This is a genomic window from Candidatus Polarisedimenticolia bacterium (assembly GCA_036001465.1).
Classification (GTDB): domain Bacteria; phylum Acidobacteriota; class Polarisedimenticolia; order Gp22-AA2; family Gp22-AA2; genus Gp22-AA3.
Map to the genome: position 1 here is coordinate 74,270 of DASYUH010000046.1, position 19,736 is coordinate 94,005.

At 70.4% G+C, this 19,736-nt stretch carries 18 protein-coding genes and 1 pseudogene; 10 read left to right on the forward strand and 9 right to left on the reverse strand.

Translation table 11 applies throughout. The annotated features are described in order from the left end of the window. The first annotated feature begins 17 nt into the window (after window positions 1–17). The 6 genes and pseudogenes from VGV60_09770 (at window position 18) to VGV60_09795 (ending at window position 5,489) form a co-directional block, all read left to right on the forward strand. On the forward strand, window positions 18–497 hold the full coding sequence (locus VGV60_09770; GenBank protein ID HEV8701543.1) for a transcriptional repressor: 480 nt from the start codon (window positions 18–20) through the stop codon (window positions 495–497). Continuing rightward, on the forward strand, window positions 497–1,831 hold the full coding sequence (locus VGV60_09775; protein ID HEV8701544.1) for a Fe-S-containing protein: 1,335 nt from the start codon (window positions 497–499) through the stop codon (window positions 1,829–1,831). The genes VGV60_09770 and VGV60_09775 overlap by 1 nt, the downstream gene beginning before the upstream one ends. Before the next feature lie 11 nt (window positions 1,832–1,842). Beyond that, on the forward strand, window positions 1,843–3,168 hold the full coding sequence (locus tag VGV60_09780) for an ABC transporter permease (protein HEV8701545.1): 1,326 nt from the start codon (window positions 1,843–1,845) through the stop codon (window positions 3,166–3,168). Next, window positions 3,158–4,390, forward strand: a complete 1,233-nt coding sequence (locus tag VGV60_09785; protein ID HEV8701546.1) for an FtsX-like permease family protein — start codon at window positions 3,158–3,160, stop codon at window positions 4,388–4,390. The genes VGV60_09780 and VGV60_09785 overlap by 11 nt, the downstream gene beginning before the upstream one ends. Window positions 4,391–4,406: 16 nt before the next feature. Further along, window positions 4,407–5,048 (forward strand): annotated as a pseudogene (locus VGV60_09790) (ABC transporter ATP-binding protein). Window positions 5,049–5,195: 147 nt separating this feature from the next. After that, a complete protein-coding gene (locus VGV60_09795; protein HEV8701547.1) occupies window positions 5,196–5,489 on the forward strand; it encodes an iron dependent repressor, metal binding and dimerization domain protein in 294 nt (97 codons plus the stop codon). Between the two features lie 98 nt (window positions 5,490–5,587). On the opposite strand, the gene VGV60_09800 is transcribed toward VGV60_09795, so the two are convergent. Continuing rightward, window positions 5,588–5,839 carry a hypothetical protein gene (locus tag VGV60_09800; GenBank protein HEV8701548.1) on the reverse strand — a complete coding sequence of 84 codons (252 nt, stop codon included), beginning with the start codon at window positions 5,837–5,839 and terminating at the stop codon, window positions 5,588–5,590. Between the two features lie 334 nt (window positions 5,840–6,173). Between VGV60_09800 and VGV60_09805 the strand changes: the two genes are divergently transcribed. Further along, window positions 6,174–6,893, forward strand: a complete 720-nt coding sequence (locus VGV60_09805) for an IPT/TIG domain-containing protein (GenBank protein HEV8701549.1) — start codon at window positions 6,174–6,176, stop codon at window positions 6,891–6,893. Between the two features lie 27 nt (window positions 6,894–6,920). Here the strand turns inward: VGV60_09805 and VGV60_09810 are convergent, their stop codons facing one another. Continuing rightward, a complete protein-coding gene (locus tag VGV60_09810; GenBank protein ID HEV8701550.1) occupies window positions 6,921–7,478 on the reverse strand; it encodes an ankyrin repeat domain-containing protein in 558 nt (185 codons plus the stop codon). 70 nt (window positions 7,479–7,548) lie between these two features. On the opposite strand from VGV60_09810, the gene VGV60_09815 reads away from it, so the two are divergent. Next, complete coding sequence (locus VGV60_09815) at window positions 7,549–8,229, forward strand: methyltransferase domain-containing protein (protein ID HEV8701551.1); 681 nt, start codon at window positions 7,549–7,551, stop codon at window positions 8,227–8,229. On the opposite strand, the gene VGV60_09820 is transcribed toward VGV60_09815, so the two are convergent. From VGV60_09820 to VGV60_09835, 4 genes are read right to left on the reverse strand one after another with little or no spacing between them, the layout of a single operon-like run. After that, a complete protein-coding gene (locus VGV60_09820) occupies window positions 8,213–11,227 on the reverse strand; it encodes a carboxypeptidase regulatory-like domain-containing protein (protein HEV8701552.1) in 3,015 nt (1,004 codons plus the stop codon). The two genes, VGV60_09815 and VGV60_09820, sit on opposite strands and share 17 nt — an antisense overlap. Next, the gene (locus VGV60_09825) at window positions 11,224–13,461 is read right to left on the reverse strand and encodes a fibronectin type III domain-containing protein (GenBank protein ID HEV8701553.1); all 2,238 of its coding nucleotides are present in this window, start codon (window positions 13,459–13,461) and stop codon (window positions 11,224–11,226) included. Before VGV60_09825 ends, VGV60_09820 begins: the two co-directional genes overlap by 4 nt. A gap of 28 nt (window positions 13,462–13,489) precedes the next feature. Beyond that, window positions 13,490–14,371: a hypothetical protein gene (locus VGV60_09830; GenBank protein HEV8701554.1), complete on the reverse strand. Its 882-nt coding sequence runs from the start codon at window positions 14,369–14,371 to the stop codon at window positions 13,490–13,492. Then, window positions 14,371–15,303, reverse strand: coding sequence for a hypothetical protein (locus VGV60_09835; GenBank protein HEV8701555.1), 933 nt, complete (start codon window positions 15,301–15,303; stop codon window positions 14,371–14,373). Before VGV60_09835 ends, VGV60_09830 begins: the two co-directional genes overlap by 1 nt. A gap of 43 nt (window positions 15,304–15,346) precedes the next feature. Here VGV60_09835 and VGV60_09840 point away from each other — a divergent pair, with 43 nt between their 5' ends. Next, on the forward strand, window positions 15,347–16,384 hold the full coding sequence (locus VGV60_09840) for a hypothetical protein (GenBank protein ID HEV8701556.1): 1,038 nt from the start codon (window positions 15,347–15,349) through the stop codon (window positions 16,382–16,384). A 9-nt stretch (window positions 16,385–16,393) separates the two neighbouring features. Then, window positions 16,394–16,891: an SET domain-containing protein-lysine N-methyltransferase gene (locus VGV60_09845; GenBank protein ID HEV8701557.1), complete on the forward strand. Its 498-nt coding sequence runs from the start codon at window positions 16,394–16,396 to the stop codon at window positions 16,889–16,891. Window positions 16,892–16,934: 43 nt separating this feature from the next. On the opposite strand, the gene VGV60_09850 is transcribed toward VGV60_09845, so the two are convergent. From VGV60_09850 to VGV60_09860, 3 genes are all read right to left on the reverse strand, one after another. Then, window positions 16,935–18,362, reverse strand: coding sequence for an aminotransferase class V-fold PLP-dependent enzyme (locus VGV60_09850; GenBank protein ID HEV8701558.1), 1,428 nt, complete (start codon window positions 18,360–18,362; stop codon window positions 16,935–16,937). Between the two features lie 118 nt (window positions 18,363–18,480). Continuing rightward, the gene (locus VGV60_09855; protein HEV8701559.1) at window positions 18,481–18,888 is read right to left on the reverse strand and encodes a hypothetical protein; all 408 of its coding nucleotides are present in this window, start codon (window positions 18,886–18,888) and stop codon (window positions 18,481–18,483) included. 174 nt (window positions 18,889–19,062) lie between these two features. Then, entirely contained in the window at window positions 19,063–19,569 is a 507-nt protein-coding gene (locus VGV60_09860) for a hypothetical protein (protein HEV8701560.1), read from the reverse strand. Between the last annotated feature and the right edge of the window lie 167 nt (window positions 19,570–19,736).

Here is a 19,736-nt window from a genome sequence, read left to right on the forward strand (position 1 = left end):
CCATAATTGAGACTGAGTTGCAACTAGAGGTCACGCTGAAAGCCATCGATCGATTCGCCCGGTTCCTGTCCCAGAACCGTCTCAAGATGACGAAGGAGAGGCGCGCCATCCTGGCTGACGTGCTGTCGGTGCGCGGGCACTTCGACGTGGACGATCTGCTGGCCCGCCTGCGCCGCACGGGGCACCACGTGTCGCGCGCCACCCTGTACCGCACCCTGCCGCGCCTGGTCGAGTCGGGCCTGATCCACAAGGTCGAGATGGCCGGGGGCCAGGCGCGCTACGAGCTGATGGTGGGGCGGCACCACCACGATCACATGGTCTGTCTCGGCTGCGGCGACATTCTCGAGTTCGAGAGCGCCGAGGTCGAGCGCATCCAGGAAGAGGTCTGCCGCCGCAAGAAATTCGTGATGACCGGCCACACCCACCAGATCCGCGGCTACTGCGCGGCGTGCGCCGGCGACGGCCGGGCGGGCGCCGTCCCGCGCAAGGCGCACTGATGCTCGAAGCCCTGGTCGTGACCCTCCGGGAGGGAGTCGAGGCGGCCCTGGTCGCCGGCATCATCTTGATCTACCTCCGCAAGACCGGGCGCGCGGCGCTCGAGCGCTGGGTCTACCTGGGCCTTTCGGCCGGCGTCGCGGCGAGCGTCGCCTGCGCCTTCGCGTTCGCCCGCATGGAGATCGCGGAGGAGGTCTACGAGGGCTGGCTGATGATCGCCGGCGCCGTCCTGGTGACCACGATGGTCATCTGGATGCTGCGCACGGCGAAGGGGCTCAAGCAGCAGATCGAGGCCCGCGTCGAGGCGATCGCCTCCCGGTCCCTCGGTGCGGCGGCGCAGGGGGACGCGGCGGCACAGAGGGGCGCCGTGGCGGCCGGCCTGTTCGGCCTCACGTTCGTCCTCATCCTGCGCGAGGGGATCGAGACGGTCCTGTTCCTGGCGGCGGTCAACCTGACCACCGACTCGCTCCTGACCTTCTTCGGCGGGCTCCTGGGGATCGGCCTGGCAATCCTGTTCGGCGTCGCGTTCGTGCGCGGCACGGCGCGCGTCGACCTGCAGCGCTTCTTCACCGTCACCGCCATCGTCCTGTTCGTCCTGGCGGCCCAGCTCCTGGTCGGCGGCCTGCACGAGTTCGGCGAGCGCGGCACCATCCCGATCGGCGCGAAGGAGATGGAGCTCATCGGTCCGGTCGTGAAGAACAACGCCATCCTCCTGGCTTCGCTCCTGGCGCTGCCGCTCATCGTCCTCCTGGTGCCGGGCCGCGCCGAGAAGAAGCGGGCCTCCGAGGCGGCTGGGCTCGAGGGGCCGGAGCGGCGCCTGGCGCTCGCCGGAATGCAGCGCGAGCGCCTCTGGAAGCGGACGTTCGCCGTGGCCGGGATCGTCGCCATCACGGCGCTCACCGTCTCGCACGCCTTTTCACGCCTGCCGCGCGGCGTCGATCCGCCGGTCCTGCTCGAGCCCGACGCCGCGGGAATCGTGCGCCTCCCGAAGGCCGGGTTCGAGGACGGGCGCCTGCACCGCTACGGGGTCGAGACCGACGGCGCCGTGGTGCGGTTCTTCGTGAAGAAGTCCGGCTCCCGCCTCGTTCCGGTGTTCGACAGCTGCCAGGTGTGCGGGGCCCACGGCTACGCCGACCTGAAGGGACGGCTCGTCTGCCTGGCGTGCGCCGCCGACGTCAACCCGGCGACCCTGGGGACGGGGGGCGGCTGCAACCCGATTCCGCTGCCGTTCAAGGACGAGGGGGCGAGCCTCGCGATCGCCGTTTCTGATCTGAAGACGCAGGCGGCGGCGTTCCGCGCCGCGCAATCGACGGCGGCGAAGCCTCCCGCCGACTGAGAGGCCGGGCCATGTTCCTGCGACTCGTCGTGCATTCCCTGCTGCGCCGCAAGAGGCGGAAGACCGTGATCATGGCGGCGATCGCCCTCGGGACCGCGGCCGCGGCGGCGCTCGGAGATATCGCGCTCGACATCGGCGACAAGGTGAGCCGCGAGCTGAGCTCGTTCGGCGCCAACCTCGTCGTCCTGCCGGCGGGCGGCGGCGCCCCGGTCGTGGTCGGCGGCGAGGACGTGTCCGCCCTGCGCGTCCCGGCGTACCTGGGCCGCCAGGACCTGAGCAACGTCCGGGAGAATTTCTGGAAAAACAACATCCTGGGGTTCGCGCCGGTCTTCGACGTCGCGGGGCGGCTCGCTCCGGGGGGCCGGGCCGTGACGCTGCGCGGCACCTGGTTCGACCGGAATGTCGAGGGGGCCGATCCGCCGCTGCGCACGGGGCTGCGCAGCCTGAATCCGTTCTGGAGCGTGACGGGGGAGTGGCCGGACGAGGCCGGCCTCCCCGCCCTGGCGCCGGCCGGGGACACGCAGCCCGATCCGGGGCCGCTCGAGGCGCTGGCCGGCGGCAACCTGGCGGCGGAGATCGGGCTGCGCCCCGGGAATCGCCTGAGGATTTCCGTCGCGGGCCGCATGGCGCCGCTGATCGTCACCGGGATCGTGAGGACCGGCGGAGAGGACGAGGACGCGCTGCTCCTGCCGATCGAAACGGCCTGGAGCCTCGCCGGACAGCCGGGCCGGATCTCACGCGTCTTCGTGCGGGCCCTGACGACGCCCGAGACGGCCGTGTACGAGAGACTGGGTGCCAGCCCCAGGGACCTGCCGCCGGAGGAGTTCGAACGCTGGACCTGCACGCCGTTCCCCTCGTCCATCGCCTACGAGCTGCAGCGCGCTGTGCCCGGATCGGAGGCGCGCGTCATTCGCCGGGTGGCCGATTCGGAGGGGGTCATCCTGCGGCGAATCTCCGGCCTGATGGCCGCGATCGCCGTGCTGGCGGCGCTCGGCTCGGCCCTGGCGGTCACCAGCGCCCTGTCGACGAGCGTGCTCGAGCGCCGGTCGGAGATCGGCCTGCTCAAGGCGATGGGGGCGGGGAACCCGCGCGTCGTCGCGCTGTTCCTGGCGGAGGCCGTCCTGTTCGGCGTCACCGGGGGGCTCCTCGGAGCGGGGCTCGGGGCGCTGATGGCGCGCTTCATCTCCACGTCGGTGTTCGGGGCGCCCGTGACGATCCGGCCGTCCGCCATCCCCCTGGCGATCGCCGTGGCGCTTCTGATCACGACCGCCGGATTCGTCATGCCGGCGCGGCGCATCCTGCGATTCCGCCCGTACGAGGTGCTGCGTGGACTCTAGCCGCGTCCCCACGGAAGCCCCCGCGTCCCGGGGACGGGCCGCTCCGGCCGGCCGGCCTCCGCGAGGGATCCGGCACGAGCCCCGGCGCTTCATCACCTCGGCCCGGTTCCTCCTCCGCTCGCTGAACCTGCGTGGCGCGGCGTTCCTCCTGGCGCTCCTGGCGGTCACGGTCGGCGCGACGGTGACCGCGACCGTCCTCAACCTGAAGGCCGGCCTCAAGGAGAAGATGTCGCGCGAGCTGCGGGCCTACGGTCCGAATCTGCTGGTCGTCCCGCGCTCGGACACCGCGGCCCAGCGCGCCGGCGACCCGGCGTCGATCACCCTGCTCGAAGAGGACCTGCGCGCGGTGCCGGCGATCCTGGGATCCCGGACGGCCGTCGTGCCGGTTCTGATCGCCGGAGGGACGGCGGCCGGCCACGCCGCGACCCTCGTCGGCGCCGACTTCGATGCCCTGCACCGCCTGTACCCCGGATGGCGCCTCGAGCCCGCGCCCCCGGCCGGGCCGGCGTGCGTTCTCGGCGTGGCGCTGGCGCGGCGGGCCGGCGCGCGGGCCGGGGATCCGATCGAGATCGGCACGGGGTCCGGCTCGGCGACGCTCCGGGTCGCGTCGCTGCTCTCGACGGGGGAGGCGGAGGACGAGCAGGTCTTCGTCCCGCTGGCATTCCTGCAGGGACTCGTGGACCGTCCCGGGCAGGCGTCGTTCGCCGCGCTGTCGATCGACGGCGGGGCGCCGGGTGTCGGCAGGGCCTCGGCCGCGATCGACCGGGCGCTGCCCCGCGCCCGGGCGCGCCCGCTGCGGGCGATCGCCCTGGCGGAGGGGGCGCTGCTCGATCGGCTCGACCGGATGATGCACCTCCTGACCCTGGTGATCCTGCTGCTTTCCGGTCTCTGCCTGGTCACGACCCTCATGTCGATGGTGGTCGAGCGCGAATCGGAGATCGGCCTGGCCCGCGCCATCGGCGCCGGAGACGGGGAGATCTTCCGGATGTTCCTGGGGGAGATCGGCCTGCTCGGGGTCCTCGGCACGCTCGCGGGTCTGGTGCTCGGCGCCGGCGTGACGCGGCTGATCGGCGAGGGCCTGTTCGGCGCCCCCATCGAGGCGAGCCTGTCGGTTGCGCCGGTCGTCCTCGGGATGTCGATGCTCATCTGCCTGATCGCCGTGTACGTTCCCCTCCGGCGCGCCCTGGCGATCCAGCCGGCGGCGGCGCTGCGAGGGGAGTGAACCCAGGAGACGTCGCGTGTCCTTCATCCAGATCGACAACGTCACACGACGGTACGACAAGGGCGTGATCGCCCTCGAGCGCGTCAGCCTCGAGATCAAGCAGGGGGAGTGGCTGGCGATCATGGGTCCCTCGGGATCGGGCAAGACGACCCTTCTGAATCTTCTCGGGGGCCTCGACCTCGCCGATGAAGGGCGGGTGATCGTGGACGGCCTCGATCTGGCCCGCATCTCGCGCCCCGAGCTGATCCGCTACCGCCGCGAGCGCGTCGGACTGGTGTTCCAGCAGTTCCACCTCATCCCCTACCTGACCGCCCTGGAAAACGTCATGCTCGCCCAGTACCTGCACAGCATCACGGACGAAGGGGAGGCGGTGCAGGCGCTCACGCGGGTCGGCCTCGGAGACCGCCTCGGGCACCGCCCCGCGCAGCTGTCCGGCGGCGAGAGGCAGCGCGTCTGCATCGCGCGCGCCCTCATCAACCGACCGAAGCTCATCCTGGCGGACGAGCCGACCGGCTCGCTCGACGCCGAGAACGAGAGCGCCGTCCTCGACCTGTTCGCGCAGATCCACGACTCCGGCCAGACGATCGTCATGGTGACGCACGACCTCGTCGTCGGCCGGCGCGCCTCGCGCCAGATCCAGCTCGAGCACGGCCGGGTCGCCGGCGAGTTCCTGACCCTGCAGCAGGACGAGGAGGCGATCGACGAGGTCCTCGAGTACCTGTGGCTGAAGACCGAGGGGGACCCCGCGGCGCACGAGATCTGCGCCATCGGCGCGCGCCTCGCCACGCCGCAGCTCCTCGAGCGCATGCACGCCCGCGGCATCCTGCACCCGGGCGGCGGCCTCGAGTTCAGCGAGGACGGCCGCCGTCGCGCCGAGAGCCTGATCCGCCGCCACCGCCTGGCCGAGACCCTGTTCTCGGAGACCTTCCAGATGCACGAGGCGGTCGTCGAAGAGGAGGCCTGCTTCTTCGAGCACATCCTGTCGCCCGTGATGACCGATTCGATCTGCGGCTTCCTGAACCACCCGCCCGCCTGTCCGCACGGCAAGCCGATCCCGCGCGGCGCGTGCTGCGTCGGACGATCGGCGTCGGCGCGGTAAGTCGCCATCGGTACTCGGGTTCCGGCCATGCCCGTTGTCAGGAGGCGTTTCCTGGCCACTCGAAATTGAAATCGCTCCCGCCAGTCGGGTCTTCCGATTCACCTCAAGGTGCCCCCATCCTGCGGCTCGGAATGCTGGTCGTCCTCGCGGTCACGATTTTCACCGAATGTCATGGACGAGTCTCCCGCGCACTGATTCACGATCCGATTGTCGCCGCCGCCGCCGCGGAAGAATTCGCGCGCGTGGCCTTCGTCGAGCGCAATGCCGATGCCGCCTACAGGCTCGTCTGGGAAGAATGGAAGACGGAGCTGTCGCTTGGCATGTTGATCCTGACCCTCAAGCAGATCCACCCGAGTGGCTTTCCATCCCGAGTGCGTGCCGAAGAGTACGAACCCATTCCAGACAAGCCAGCGATGGCGATATTCCTGAATGGGGAGAATGACGCGGGAGAGACATTCTACTATCGGTTTGTCATGGCGGGATCCGCTGCGGAAGGCTACAAAGTGGGCGGCTTTCTCCGAGGCAGCGGACCGTATCCCAAATCGTCGACCAGACGTCCATTGCATGCAGCCATGACCAGGCGCCGCGATCGAGCCGCATGGAGCGCGATGTCGCTCCCCTGCCGTCACGATGGAGCCGTGGTGGCGCCGGGCCGAAAATCGGAGCGGAATCGGATGTGTTACCATGCAGTGCCCGATCATCGAGGAGGTGATCATGCACCCCGCCCCGCAGTTCTCGATGACCAAAACCGTAATCGTGATGGTGGCCATGGGCGTCGCGGCTTGTTCGGGCGACAGCAACCGGCCGGTCCCCGATAACGATGTCCCGGCGATTGCGTCCCTCGACCCCTCCTACGCCGTCGAGGGGGATCCGGCATTCATGTTGCTCGTGCACGGCCAGGGATTCAGCCTGGGATCGGTGGTCAGGTGGAACGGGGCCGATCGGCTCACGACACTGCTGAACCCGACTCCCGGAGAGTTCGTCCTCAAGGCATCCATTCACCTTGCCGACGTCGCCGCTCAGACAACCGCGCAGATCACGGTGTTCAATCCGCCCCCGGGGGGCGGGGTCTCGAACACCGTCAATTTCGTCGTCTATGATCCGTCCGCTATCAATCCGGTGCCGACCGTTTCGACCACCGATCCCACGTTCGTCACGCACGGCGTGCAGGCGACGATCACGGTGCACGGCACCGGCTTCATGAGCGGCTCGACCGTCCTATGGAAGCCCGCCGCGACGACAAACGAATACACGGAGACCAACGTCACCTTCGTCAACAGCACCGAGCTGACGGTGGTCATTCCCGCGTTGCATATCCCGAACACCGGCTCCGCAACTCTCAAGGTCGTCAATCCGCCCCCCGGCGGCGGAACCTCCGGCGGCGAGACAGTCAGCATTTTGTAAGCGAGTCCGCGCAGGCTCGCGCCCGGGTCAGGTGACCTGGGCCCCCTTCTCGAGCAGGATGACCACGAGCAGATCGTTCTTCCCGTTGGCGGCGAGGGCCAGGGGGGTGAAGCCGCTGCCGTCCTTGGCGTTGACGTCGGCCCCGTGGGCGAGCAGGAGCTCGGCGAGCGCCACCTGCTTGTTGGCGGCGGCGGCGTGCAGGGGCGTGTTCTCCTTGGCGAACCGGGTGCTCCGGGATCGGGCGTTGACGTCGGCGCCGTTGGCCAGAAGGACGCTGGCGACCTCCTTGCGGCCGAAGAACGAGGCGAGGTGCAGCGGGGTCCAGCCGTCGTGGCTGTAGGTGTTCGCCAGGGACGGGTCGGCGCCGAGAAAATCGCTGACCCGGTCGGTGAGACCCAGGGCGGAGGCCTCGAAGAGGTTCACCCCCGCCCCTTTCTCCAGAAGCAGATCGAACAGGTCCTTGCGGCCGGTGTAGGCGGCGGTCAGGAGCAGCGAGTCGCCGCTCTCGTTGCGGGCGTTCAACAGATCGGGATGGGCTTCGAGTAGCGTCCTGATCCTGTCGCGATCTCCGATGGCTACTGCCATGAACACTTCCTCTTCAGGATTCATAGGCGGGCATTATAGCCACATCGGGCCGAGTCCTATAATCTCGTCCGTGACGACCTCGACGCCGCGTGCTTCGGGCGAGCTCGCGAATCTGGCGCGCCTCCTGGGCGAGCGGGCGGGCGTGACCGGCCCGTCATCCTGGCTGATCGAGAACGCGGATCTTCTGCCGCCCGTGCCGTCGCCAGGGACGCCTGCCGGGGCGTTGCCCGCCCAGGCGCAGCGCCCTCGCGCGCTCGACGTGGCGTGCGGGTCGGGGCGGCACGCGCTCCTGCTGGCGGCCGCCGGCTTCGAGGTGCTGGCGATCGACCGGGACGCCGCGGCGATCGAGGCGCTGCGCGCGGCGGCGGGGAGGCTGGGCCTGACGCTTCGCGCGGAAGTCCGTGATCTCGAGGCCCGCGACCGCGAGAGCGGCGGCGCCGGCCACGGATCGATCGCGGGGCCTCTCGAGGTGGCCGGCCCCTCCACCTACGACGTGATCCTGGTCGTGCACTACCTGCATCGCCCGCTCTTCCCGGCGCTCGTGAGCGCCCTCGCCCCGGAAGGGCTCCTGCTCTACGAGACGTTCACCGTCGACCAGGCGGCACGCGGCCATCCGAAGAACCCCGACTTCCTGCTGAAGCATGGGGAGCTTCCCGGGCTGGTGGCGCCGCTCGCGATCGTCCGGCAGCGGGAGGGGGAGTTCGACGGCCGCTTCGTCGCGGCCGTGGCGGCGGTCAGAAGCCGATCTTGAGCCCCGCCTCGATGGTGCGGGGGGGGCCGAGCTGTCCGATGGGGCGGCCGAAGCCGAACGAGGTCACCCGTCCGTCGATCGGGCCGCCGTTCCAGCGGTCGAGGGCGTTGAACACCTGGAAGAAGAATTCCCCTCCGGCGTGGCGCTCCCCCCAGGCGAATGGCCGCGAGAGCCGGAAGTCGACCTGCGCGAAATGCGGCGGCGAGGGGATCGACTGGACCGCCGGGAGAAGCGGCAGGGAGAGCTGCCCCCTGAGGACGTTGGCATCGTCGCGGGTGAGATTGATCGGTCCGAGGGACGTGGACTCGCCGGTGTTGCGGCGCACGCCGTCCGGCCTGTCGGTGGTGATGCCGTCGACGTTCTCGTCGCGGCCGGTCGTGACGTTGAACGGTGCGGCGGTGGCGAGCTGGACGACGGTCGAGACGCGCAGGCCGAGCCAGGGGAGGCGGGCCCCGCCCGCGAGGACCAGGCGGTGGCGGCGGTCGGCGTCGCTCCGGGCGCGCTCGCCTTGGATGTTGTCCGAGTCGGGGGGGAGCCAGATCCCTTCGCGCAGCGGGTCCGAGCCCAGATCCATGGCGCGCGACAGCGTGTACGAGGCCGACCACCAGGAGTCCTTTCCCCGCAGTCGGTAGTCGATCTTCAGGCCGTTGTACCAGGATCGTCCCTCCGTCACGATGGCGGCGATCGAGCCGACCGTGGTGTCGCGGTGATGGGGCGAGCCGTCGGCGTTCTTGCTCAGAACCGGGTTCAGGTCGCGCAGGAGCGCCTGGTGATAACCGAGGGCGCGCGTCAGGCCGGCCTCGATCGATCCCCGCGTCCCCACCGCCCAGTCGGCCCCCAGCGCGTACTCGACGGTGTACGGCGTGTCGAGCCGCGTGCCGGTCGAGAAGCGCAGGATCAGCTCGGGGGGGAAGACGAGTCCCGCCTTGACGGCGTCGATGCCGACCTGCTCGACGACGTCCTCGGTGATCTCGAGCGCCGCCCCCTGCGGGAAGAACAGGCCGATCTGGGTCCCGGAGGTGATCGAGGCGACCGCCGGAAAGCCGAGAACCAGCTTGTCGTAGAAGACCCCGGCGCCGCCGCGCAGGACGATGCGCCCCGCGGGCCGGGGCGTGAAGGCGAAGCCGAACCGGGGGGCCAGGTTGTCGGTGTCGCGATCGGCGCCGCCGTTCTCGATGAACGACGGCACGGACGTCCCCTCCGGCAGCCTGAAGGTGCTCAGGTCGTAGCGCAGGCCGTAGTCGAGGACCAGGCGCTCGCCGGCATGCCAGGAGTCCTGGGCGAAGAATCCCAGGCGAGTGTCATTGAGATCGGCGACCGGCTCCCCGTCGATGAACTGGAACACGAGCGGGTAGGTCCGGATGAGCCCGGGCTCGTCGACCTTGCCGTCGCCGTCGTCGTCGACCATCGGGGTGCCGTCGCACGGGATCGGATTGTCGCCGTAGGTCGCGACGTCGTTGGAGTTCAGGTCGCCGCAGTCCCCCGGCTCGAAGGGCGCGTCGGTCTGGTACAGGAAGTTGCCGTTGGGGTTGAAGCGCGTCCGGATGCCGGTGCGCGAGCGGATGACGTCGACGCCGAACTTCAGCGTGTGCGCGCCGCGCGTCCAGGTCAGGTTGTCGACGAGCTGGACGCGGTCTTCGTCCCGCGCCTGCCGGTTCAGGTTGTTGCCGCCGAACGTTCCGGAAGGACGATCGACGCCGGGGCGCCCCGAGTTGGCGAACTGATCGAACGCGGACGATCCGACGAAGAGGCGCGCCTCGTTCAGGAGGACCGGCGAGAGGACCGAGGTGAGCCCCGCCGCCAGCTGCACGTCCTTCTCGTCCACGCGGAAGCCGGCCTCCGGCGTATTCCTCCCGCCGACGTTCAGGCCGCGCGAGATCCGGTCGTCGGCCGACAGGCGGACCATCAGGTACTGCGATCCCCCCAGGTTGAAGTCGGTCCGCAGAAAGACATTGTCGTCCCGGTTCGGGGCGACCAGGAAACCGCCGGCGGTGCGGTCGCGGCCGATGCCGGTGAACGGCAGGACGGCGTCGTCCTCCTGGTGCTCGTAGGCCAGGAAGTAGAACGCCCGGTCGCGGCGCAACGGCCCCCCCAGCCTGAACCCGCCCTGCAGACGGCTCGACGTGTCGTCGCGGCCGGCCGCGTGCGGTAGCGTCCCCAGGAAATCGCCCGGCGCGTTCACCTGCCGGTCGACTCCCTGGACGAAGGCGGACCCGGACTTCTCGTTCGTCCCCTGCTCGGTGATGATGTTGAGGATTCCCCCCCCGGCGCGGCCGAACTCCGGGGAGAACTGGTGCGTCAGGACGACGAATTCCCTGATGACCTGCTGCGAGAAGAACGAATTCAACGCCGTGCCGCTGGTCAGGTCGTTGTTGTCGAGGCCGTCCACCAGGAACGAGTTGGCGCGCCCCGACTGGCCGTTCACGACGAAGACCGATCCCCGCTCCCCGTAGAAGCCTCCCGGCGGCGCGGGGAGGACCGACCCGTCGATGAGCGCCAGGTCGGTGAACGACCTGCCGTTCAGGGGGAGGCCGTCGATCAGGCCCGAGGACAGGCGCAGCTCGCCGGCGGTGCGGGCGGGGTCGACCAGCGGCGCCTCGGCACGGACGATCACGGACTCGGTCAGCTCCGAGCCGACCTCCAGATCGAGCGCCAGCGACTGCATCAGGCTGAGGGTGACGGTCCTCGGGGCGCTCGACAACGCATCTCCGAGACGGGCCGTGATCGTCCAGTCGCCGGGGGACAGCAGATCGAAGCGATACCGCCCCTGCTCATCCGCCGAGGCGGACCGCTCGGCCCCGGTCGATCCGGCGCGGGCCACGATCACCGCTCCCGGCGCCGGGCCGCCGTCGCGCGTGCGCACGACGCCCCGGATCGACGCGGTGGTCGACTGCGCGCGAGCCTGCGGGACGGAGAGGGCCAGGAGGCCAAGACACAGGAGCGCCGGCGCCGCGGAGCCGAGGGGAACTGTGCCGGGCGACCGCCTGGCTCCCCTCACTGGCCGTAAGCGCCCCAGGGCCCGGTGCCCCCCGTGCCCCGGGCCACCACCAGGAAGAAGCCCGCCTGCGGATCGCCGCTCCAGCAGGTTTCGGTCCCCGTGTCGGCGAGCGTCGAGAACCCGGAGGCCGCGACCGGCGACCCGGCGCCCAGCACCCGGTACCCGACGAGACAGGGATCGGATGCCGCGGCCCAGCAGATGCGGATGCCCGGTGCGGCATGCTCGACCGTGAGGCCGGTCACCTCGACCGCCGGGATGCAGCTCCCGCCAGTCGTGGTCGCCTGCACCTCGACGGGGTAGACGAAGGCCGGATCGCCGCTGACCTGCGTCGGGTACAGCAGGCTTTCATACGACGTGATCACGGACGTCGAGGGATCCGTGAACGTGGAGAGCGACGTCACGGTGACGTAGTACCTGGTCCCCGGCGTGAGCCCCGAGATCGTCGCGCCGGTGCCGGCGAAGGCGACCTGCGCGGGGTGGCTCGACGAATTGAATGGATAGGGCGTCCCGCCACCGGAAGCGGTCCCCCAGTAAACCTTGTAGCCGGAGATGCGGTGCGTGTCGCGCCCGGGATCCCAGGTCAGGGACACCGTGGTGTCGGTCGATCCGGTGACCGTGATGGCGAGCGGGGGGAACAGGCCGAACTTGATGTCGGTCTCGGCCAGGGTGGTGAACGACGTCCCGTCGGTCACGTTCTGGGCGGACATCAGCCGGGTCACGGTCCCGATGGCGGGGACCTGCCACAGGTAGACGAAGGTGCGCACCTCGTCCGCCTTGAACAGGGAGGAGCATCCGGAGGCGATGTAGACGCAGAAATCGGCGACGGTCTTGACCAGGAGCGCGTTGAACGTGTGACCCGAAGGCAGGGTCACGACTCCTCCCTTGAGGATCTGCCCGGACTGCGTGCCGGTGTGCTGGCCGCTCGTCCCGGCGCACGCCTTGGTCCAGATCTTCGGAACGATTCCGCCGGAGCCGCACACGGAGTTGAAGATGTTCTGCTCGCAGTTGAAGGGGCCGCCGACCCACGCCGGGTCCCCCGGCTGCATGTAGAAGCCGAGCGCGTCCTGGTTCGGGAAGCGCCAGATCGGCACCGGCGTCCGCGTCACCCCGTCGTCGTTGGTGTAGCAGAACCGGCTCTCCCCCGTGCCGAGGCCGCCGCTCACCCCCTCGTTCTGCGCCCCGCCGCGCAGCCAGACAACGACGTCGGAAGCCCGCTGCTCGCGCTCGGTGACGGCGTTGGTCTTCTTGAGGTCGGCCGGCGTCTCGAAGTTCTTGTCCTCGCGGCTGAGGATGCGGTTGGGGTGCGTCCCGCCGGGGTTGTAGCCGCACTGCTCGATGTTGCACGTTTCGCCGGGGGTCAGGGTCACGCCGGTCGAGGCGTTCTCGGCGGCCCCGGTCGTGAGGCCGGAGAAGTCCCACGAGTTCGCGGCGATCAGATCCCCCATGGTGGCGTACCCTTGCGGGGTAAGGGAGGCGACCGTCGTCCCGGCCCCGCGGTCCCAGCCATAGGCGATGCCACTGAACGGAGGGGTGTCGAGCTCGTCGACGTACATCTTGAGCGTGGCCGCGCCGGCCAGGACCTGGTCGAGGACGTAGGCCTCGGTGATCCCACCCGCGCCGCCTGTGGCGTCCGCGCTGCCGCGGCGCGAGACCAGGGCGACGACGCCGGCGCGAGGATCGACCCAGCGATGGATCACGCGCCACGGGGCGGAGCCGCCGAGAACGCCCCCTTCCCCGGGCGCCTCGCTATAGACGAGCGCCCGCTGCAGGACCACTTCGCGCGGCCCCGAGGGCAGGTGGAGCCAGCCGATGCCGATCGTCTCGACCTCGGCGCGCAGGCGCACGGCGCGGCCGTCCGCCTCGTCCTCGAAATCGAGCGCGGCGCGGCCTCCCATTCTCATGAGATCCGGGAACCGATCGGGCAGGCTCCACGCCCTGGCGCCCTCCCCGGAGTAGAGGTGATTGCGGCGACCCTGTTCGATCTCGTCCGCGAGGGAGACCCCGTCCCCGGAGTCGGCGAGCGATCGCGTGAAGCTCTCTCCAAGCCGCAGGCCGGTCAGGTCCCAGCGGGTCTTCCCCGCCGGGGACAGGAGATCGTGGGGGAAGGGGGCGGAGAGATCGACCGCCCGGAATCGGACCACTCGCACGGGAGCGGGTTCCGTCGAGGAGACAACCGCGACGACGGCCCCGGCGAGGGCCGTGAAGGCCAGAGCGCCCAGCTTGACTCTATGCATAGAAGCCTCCCTTGTATCGCAGCCCGGTCTATTTCGCAAGAAGTGCCTTCTCCGACTCCTCCACCCACTCCGGCGCGTCGCGATCGCCGCTCGAGGCCCGGTCGCGCGACAGGGCCAGGGCGCGCCGATAGGCGTCGCGGCTCCCGGCGACGTCTCCGTGGGCCGCGAGGGCTTCGGCGATCGCCAGGAGATTGGGCGGGTAGTCCGGCCTCAGGGCCAGTGCCAGGCGGGCGTGCCGGAGGCCGAGGTCGGGATCCCCCGGTCCGGTCGGCCAGCTGGGGGCCCTCAGGTAGAGGAGAGCCAGGGCCCGGTCGGGGCCGGCCTCGTCGAGCTCCGGCCGGGCGTCGCGGGCTCGCCGGAACACCTCCTCGATCCTGGGGAGCGCGGACATGGCGGTCGCGGGCCGTTCGCGGGCCTGCACGCCGAGCGCCGCCCCCAGCCAGTAGTCGCAGGCCGGGTCGCCGGGCGCCCTCCGCCCGCACCACTGCGCCGCCTCCACAGCCGCCCGGGCCGCCTCCTCGCGCGCGGCCGGATCGGTCTCGTGGTCGGTCAGCCAGATTTCCGCCCGCGCGGCGCCGAGCAGGCTTTCGATCCGGGCCCCGTCCACGACGGCGGCACGCAGGTAGGTCCGCGCCGCCAGGCGGACTTTCTCGATGGCGGCCGCATCCGGACCGCGCTCCGCGAACAGGGCGCCGGCCTGCGCGAGGAGGGCGTCGATCCCGGCCGGCGAGGATCCGTCGTCGGGCGGCGCGCCGCCTCCGCCGATCTCGGGGATCGGCCTCGGCTCCTTGAGAGCGGAGACGCAACCGATTGGGGCCAGCCCGCAGGCTAGGACGATCATCCACGCCAGGGCCGGCGCGCCGGAGCTCCCGGGCTTCATGGTCGCCGATTCCCGGGCGTCGCCGGGCATCACGGCCGCGGCTTCCCGGGTGGGGCCGGACGCGCCGCCGCGCAGGCCTTGCGGGCGGCGTCGAGGGCGGCCTTGTCGACCGGCTCGAAGCGGGTCATCCGCAGGCCGGCAAGCGTCCCGGCCCAGTCGCTCCGGGTGTGAAGCTTCTGGAGCCCGCCGATGAGGGCGTCGAGGTCCGCCCCCTTGAGGCGCGCGCCGACGGCGCACAGGACGGTCCCTGGCAGGGCGGTAGAACGGGCGACGATCTCGAGGTCGGCGCCGAATGGGAGGGAGGCCAGCGCGGTGGCCTGCGCGGCGTCGACGACGACGGCGACCGGCTCGCCCGCCGCGGCGCGGCGCAGCGCCGCCAGGGGGCTCGGCGTGAAGGTGACGCGCGCGGTCTGCGGCGGCGATCCGAAGCCGCCGAGGACAGCGCCGAGCACGAACTCCGGGGAGTAGCCGGCGACCCCGGTGATCTCGAATCCGTCGAGCGCCGCGGCCGACGTCACGCGGCCGCGCTTCGCGACCAGGCTCCAGGTCTCAGTAGCCCCTGCGCCCTGCACGACCTGAAGTCTCGGCACCAGGCGGAGGGCGACCTCATGCTGCAGGAAGAACGGCAGCGACACCAGCGCCAGGACCGCATCCGGCTCCTCCAGGCGCTTCAGTCCCGAGGCCGCGGACTCGTGGTAGAGCGCGCGGATGCGGCCGGCGGGCCAGCCGGCGGCGGCACAGGCGTCCCTGGCGAAGGCGTCCATCGTCGGCTGGGCGGCGGCGGTCGTTCCAGGGTAGCCGGGAGCGCAGACGACGATGGTCTTTGGCACAGGAGCTGCGGGCGCCGAGGCGGCGCCCAGGGACAGCGCGCACGCGGCGAGGAGCGCCACCGGCGCGGCGACGGAGCGGCGGGGCGGAACGGACACTGCCGCCTGAAGCCGAGAGAGGATCGGGCGCAGCACGCTTGGAGGCCTCCGTCCGGGCAGAAGAGGATACCCTATTAATATGATGCGACCAGCCGGCGCGGCCGCGATGCTCGCGCTCCTGGCGATGGCGGCGCCCGTTCGTCAGGCGGCTTCGCAGGAGGTCGTCCCGCTGCCGCCGCTCGCCGAGGCCGCGCCCCCCGGCATGGTGCGGAGGCAGGTCGGCCTGTGCACCCTCGAAGGGCCGGCGGATCTGCTTCCCCTCCTGGATCGGCTGGCGGACCAGGCGGAGGCGGGCTTGCAGCGGGTGGAGGCGGAGCTGGGCACGGGGGCCGCGGCGCCGTATCGGATCGTCCTGATCCCGCGCGTCCTGCCGACGGCGGGAGCCCCGTCCGGTCCCCGATCCTCCACGGTCCCCGGGTCGTCGGCCGCCGCGCGCCTCCGCGAGCTCGATCGGCTGGCGCCCGAATGGGCCTCCGGGTTCCTCCTGCCGTCCCGCCGCCTCGGCGCGATCCGCCTGGCCGAGGCCGATCGCTACCCGCACGCCGACCTGGGGTCGGTCCTGGCGCACGAGGCGACCCACATGATTCTGTTCGATGCCGCGGGGAACAATCTGCCGCGCTGGTTCGGCGAGGGGGTCGCGACCGGCATCGAGCGATCCTGGGGGATGCGCGACGTCCTGGTCTTCTCGTCGTCCCTTCTGACCGGCCGGCTCCCGCCCCTGGCGGAGCTGGACGCCGCCTTCGACGCGTCGGACGACCGGGCGCGCGCCGCCTACGCGGCGTCGTTCGACTTCATGCTCTTCACGGTGAAGCGCTACGGCGACGGTGTGGTCCGGGAGATCGTCCGCGAGGCCGCCTCCCGGCCGTTTCCGGAGGCGTGGCGGGCGGCGACCGGCGTGAGCCTGGAGCGCTCCGAAACCGAATGGCGCAGGGGGAGCCTGTTCCTCTACCGCTGGATCCCGGCGCTCACCGGCACGACGGCGCTCTGGTCGGGGATCACGCTCCTGGCCCTGTTCGCGGGGGCGCACCGGCGCGCCCGCTCGCGGGCGATCCTGGAGCGCTGGGAGGCCGAGGAGCGTCCCCCGGTTCCGCCGGACGACGACGAAGTCGTCCACTGACTTGATGTCGTGCATCAGGGGTACACGGTGGCAGGATTGAAGCGCGCCAGCCGCTACTTCGAGGTCCGCCCATCGCCCATCCACGGGCGCGGCGGGTTCGCCACCCGGCCGATCCCGCGCGGCACGCGCATCATCGAGTACACAGGCGAGCGGATCACCCACGCCGAGGCGGATACGCGCTACGACGACGCCCGCAATCCGCACCACCACACCTTCCTGTTCACGGTCGACCGGGAGACCGTCGTGGACGCGGCGGTCGGCGGCAACGCGGCCCGCTTCATCAATCACGCCTGCGACCCGAACTGCCGGCCGGTCATCGAGGGGGGCCGGGTGTACATCGTGGCGGCGCGGGACATCGATCCGGGGGAGGAGCTGGCCTACGACTACGCCTACGCGCGCGAGGGGGGCCCCGACGAGCAGCGGGAAGAGCGCTACGCCTGCCGCTGCGGCTCGCGGCGCTGCCGCGGCACGATGCTGTCGCCGCGGCGTGCGGGGCGCGGCGGCTAGGAGGCGGCGGGCCGCTCGGACGGGCCAGGCGCGCTGGCCGCGGTCACTCCCGCGCCAGGGCGCGGGCTTCTTCCTTGAGGGCCGACACGGCGTCCTGCATGCGGTCCATGTGGGTGCGGAAGCTCAACACGCAGAGGCGCAGGACGTAGCGGCCGCCGATCGTCGTGCTGGACAGGAAGACGCGGCGCCGGGCGTTGACGCGTCGCAGGAGCTCGGCGCCCAGGGCGTTGGCGTCGCGCCCCTCGGGCGGACGGCACGCGAACGCCACGATCGACAGCTGCGGTTCGTCGAGCATCTCGAAGAGCGGCTCGTCCTTCAGCTCGTCGTACGCCCAGCGCGCCAGATCGAGCTTCTCCTGGATCTGCTCGCGGAAGGCCCGCAGCCCGTGCAGCTGGATCGGCAGCCAGACGCGCAGGCCGCGGAAGTCGCGCGACAGCTCGGGGGAGATCTCGGTGAAGCTGACGCCCCCGTCGCCGTGCCCCAGGTCCTGCAGGTAGGCCGCCTGGCCGCCATGGGCGCGGCGCAGCGTCTCCGGATCGCGCACCAGGAGGCAGCCGGTCCCGTAAGGCAGGAACATCCCCTTGTGCGGATCGAGCGTGATCGAATCGCAGCGCTCGAGACCGGCCAGCCGAGCCGCCCCCTCGGGGACCAGCCTGAAGAACCCGCCGTAAGCCGCGTCGGCATGCACCCAGAGATCGTGGCGCGCGGCGATGTCGGCGATCTCGGGCAGGGGATCGATCGCCCCGGTATTGGTGGTGCCGGCGTTGGCCACGATCAGGAACGGCCGGAGCCCCCGGGCGCTGTCCTCCCGGATCGCCGCCTCGAGCCGGTCAGGGCGCAGCCGGAAGCGGGAATCGACCGGGACGCTCCTCAGGCATCTCTCCGGGAAGCCGGCGATGCGGGCCGCCTTGGCGACCGAGCGGTGGGCCTCTTCCGAGACATAGAGGACACCGGAGAGAAAATCCTCCGGCAGCCGGGTGGCGCGCGCGGTGACGATTGCGGTGAGGTTCGAGATCGATCCGCCCGAAGTCAGGATGCCACCGGCGTCGGGGGGATACCCCATCAAAGAGGCCAGCCAGCCGATCGCCTGCGCCTCGATGCGGGCCAGGGCCGGGGCCGGGCCGGCGATGCCAACGAACCGGTTCACCGCCAGCGCCACGAAATCGGCGAGGGCGGCGGACGGGATGCCGCCTCCGGGGATGTACGCGAGATAACCGGGGCCGGCGGCGTTCAGCGACTTGGCCACGGCGGGACGGAGCCGCTCCAGGATCGCGGCGATCGCGTGCCCGTCGTCCGGGGGCGGCTCGGCGAACCCCGCGGCGACGCGATCCGCCCCGTCGAGGTCCCAGGAAGGCTGCGCGGGGAGCGTGTCGATCTGCTCGAGGACGAAGGCGGAGCAGGCGTCAATCAGACGACGGAGCTCGTCGGACGAGGGCTCGAGCGGCCGGCGCGTGTTCCTGGGATCGGCCATGGGAAGGTGATCTTACCGAAAAAGGGGAGCACCGCGCCGAATCTCGGCGCGGGGCCCCGCGGGCGGGAACTGAGTGTGGAGGAGGGAACTTCAAGCGGGGGGGGGGAGTTCTCCGGCATCAATCGAGCCGATTGCCCTTGAATGTGTATGTCAGAATGCTTCCACCCTTCTTCGTCATGATCAATTTGCCTTCGATGTTCTTCTCGTGAATGGTGCCCGTCCAGACCGTCCGGGCCGAGGACTCGCTCTCCTGCTCCGTCTTGAAGGTCCAGTTCTTCTCACCGGATTTCGTGACCTCGTAGGCCGAGGATGCAAATCCGACTTTCTGACCCTCGGCCATGGACACGTATCCGTCCGCGAAGGTCAGCACCTCGTTGTACTGCTTCTCACCCTTCGCCTTGGCCATGGAATCCGGGTCGACATCGATCTTCCAGCTCGTGCCATCGAGAGCCGCGACCTTTTCGCTGGCGAAAACCGTCATGCCGATTGCGAGTGCGAGTACGACCAGCCATGCTAATTGCCTCATGCCAACCTCCAGTTGAGTGTTAGGGACAACTTCTCTCATGATGAGACTCTCGACACCTCGCCTAGCCGTGTCCCCGCCAGTAGAATCCGCCGCCTCCAAGGACCAGAACCACCAGAACGATGATCAGGATTGTCGTCAAGCTCATGTGAAGTCTCCCTTTCTACCATTCTCAGGTCAGGAGGCCGGTTCCTCACAGGGTCCGGCGGTCGCGTTGAAGCTGGACGGGCTGGCCGGGGTTCCCCGGCGATCCGCGCGTGACGCCCGGCCTTGGCAGGAGGCGTGGATCAGATCCTTCCCGCCCTGGCCCGAGGCGGCGGCCGCGCTCTGAAGCGGTCCTTTGAGCGACTGCATGAAGGCGCTGCTCACTGCGGGGGTGACCCCCGCCTCCGGATGAGAAGTGGACACCCTCGCGCCCAGCGCCACGCCCACCTGAACCAGCACCCTCTCGGTCACGGGAGCCTCTAGGTCGCTTCCCAAGTGGATTCCCGCCTTGCCGAGACACTCCAGGGCCGCCTGTGGAGAAGCATCGGCCGGAAGACTGATGCCCGCCGCTCGCGCCATCTGCAGCGCCAGGTCCGCCGTCTTCATCCCACCGCCCACCCTCGCGAGGATTGGACCCGCGGTCAGCGCGGTGATCGCCACGCAAGCGATGAATCCGGATCCCTTCGAGCTTCTCTTCATGCCGCCTCCTGATTGGCCTCAGATGACAATGCGTTGTCATCGCGTGCAATCGTCGTTTAAACCCTGGTGGCGGCACAATCGGAGGTTTTCTGAATCCGTCGTCAGGCACGTGCTGACAGCGGATCACTGGATAAAGCACAGGGGCGCGGCCGATCCGGATGAATCGG

Bases quoted from the DNA above. Each gene is read 5' to 3' on its own strand.
- VGV60_09805 (HEV8701549.1), top strand. From the start codon at position 6,174: ATGCAGTGCCCGATCATCGAGGAGGTGATCATGCACCCCGCCCCGCAG.
- VGV60_09780 (HEV8701545.1), top strand. From the start codon at position 1,843: ATGTTCCTGCGACTCGTCGTGCATTCCCTGCTGCGCCGCAAGAGGCGG.
- VGV60_09810 (HEV8701550.1), bottom strand. From the start codon at position 7,478: ATGGCAGTAGCCATCGGAGATCGCGACAGGATCAGGACGCTACTCGAA.
- VGV60_09830 (HEV8701554.1), bottom strand. From the start codon at position 14,371: ATGCCCGGCGACGCCCGGGAATCGGCGACCATGAAGCCCGGGAGCTCC.
- VGV60_09840 (HEV8701556.1), top strand. From the start codon at position 15,347: ATGATGCGACCAGCCGGCGCGGCCGCGATGCTCGCGCTCCTGGCGATG.
- VGV60_09825 (HEV8701553.1), bottom strand. From the start codon at position 13,461: ATGCATAGAGTCAAGCTGGGCGCTCTGGCCTTCACGGCCCTCGCCGGG.
- VGV60_09775 (HEV8701544.1), top strand. From the start codon at position 497: ATGCTCGAAGCCCTGGTCGTGACCCTCCGGGAGGGAGTCGAGGCGGCC.
- VGV60_09795 (HEV8701547.1), top strand. From the start codon at position 5,196: ATGCACGCCCGCGGCATCCTGCACCCGGGCGGCGGCCTCGAGTTCAGC.
- VGV60_09850 (HEV8701558.1), bottom strand. From the start codon at position 18,362: ATGGCCGATCCCAGGAACACGCGCCGGCCGCTCGAGCCCTCGTCCGAC.
- VGV60_09860 (HEV8701560.1), bottom strand. From the start codon at position 19,569: ATGAAGAGAAGCTCGAAGGGATCCGGATTCATCGCTTGCGTGGCGATC.
- VGV60_09855 (HEV8701559.1), bottom strand. From the start codon at position 18,888: ATGAGGCAATTAGCATGGCTGGTCGTACTCGCACTCGCAATCGGCATG.